Source organism: Aliterella sp. E5.1 (assembly GCF_057473825.1).
In genome coordinates this window covers 1-1,021 of record NZ_JBYCCV010000503.1, presented here as the reverse complement: position 1 = coordinate 1,021, position 1,021 = coordinate 1, and the positions used below count along the sequence as shown (strand labels likewise).

Sequence of the window (1,021 nt, the reverse complement as noted above, 5' to 3'; positions counted from 1 at the left end):
AGAACTCTCATTTGTCATAGGTAAGGAGTTGGGTCTCACCTCATCTCGACTTCACCTACTAGAGTTTGGTGCTTACCTGCACGACGTTGGCAAGATTCGTGTGCCTGTATCTATCCTAAATAAGCCAGCAAAACTGTCGCCCGATGAGTGGAGCATTATCAAGAAACATCCTACTTTCGGGCGTGAGTTCCTAGATAACACCTTTATGAGCGATGCTGGCAAGATCGTTGAGCAGCACCACGAGCGTCTAGATGGTAGTGGCTATCCATTTGGACTTCTAGGGGATGAAGTGCTTATTGAAGCGTCTATTGTCGCCGTAGCTGATACCTATGACGCTATGACCACTGACCGTCCATACAGGCGAGCACTGTCTCAGGAAGCTGCATTGTCTGAGTTGAGAAAATACTCAGGTATGCATTATCCACATGAGGTCGTACGTGCGTTTATCTCTGCTTTGAAGCGGACAGAAGATCGTCGTTGAATCCTTGACCTGGCGAGACAATAAACTAGTAAAGCCTTTGCGCGACTTCAAATAATTTTGCAAGTAGCTTTTTTACCTTGACGTTGTTTCCCAACTCGGCTACAGTAAGGCTTGAGGACGAACGCCAGAGCGTCTTCATATAGTGGACGCTCAAATGGGCGTACTACTGCTTCGCCAGAGGAGTGGGAAAAATGGTCCGGAAAAGTGTAGTCGTATTTTTGCTTGCTACTATTGTCTCCCTATCGGGTACTGTCTTGGCCGCCCCAAATGTCTCAACCAAAGGCATCTCGGTCGCTAAGGGCATTTCAGTTGCCAAAGGCATTTCAGTTGCCAAAGGCATTTCAGTTGCCAAAGGCATTTCAGTAGTTAAATAAACTTTGGCATTACGATTTTGAACAGGCTGAATTGCTTCAGTCTGTTTTTCTGTTTCTGCGTTCGACTCGAGTAAGAATCTTGTAAGAGTTCTCACGCTATCTTATCTCCAAGAGGTACGACTTCGGACCGTCTACCCTCCCACTCCCACACCGGAACTCTGGCGAT

General features: G+C 46.9%; 2 protein-coding genes. One reads left to right on the top strand and one right to left on the bottom strand.

Features of this window, described 5'->3' with window-relative positions:
- The coding region (locus tag AC2VE5_RS28585) for an HD-GYP domain-containing protein (protein ID WP_486890889.1) at positions 1 to 481 on the top strand (481 nt) is incomplete at its 5' end.
- A 163-nt stretch (positions 482 to 644) separates the two neighbouring features.
- On the opposite strand, the gene AC2VE5_RS28580 is transcribed toward AC2VE5_RS28585, so the two are convergent.
- On the bottom strand, positions 645 to 950 hold the full coding sequence (locus AC2VE5_RS28580; protein WP_486890888.1) for a hypothetical protein: 306 nt from the start codon (positions 948 to 950) through the stop codon (positions 645 to 647).
- Positions 951 to 1,021: the final 71 nt, after the last annotated feature.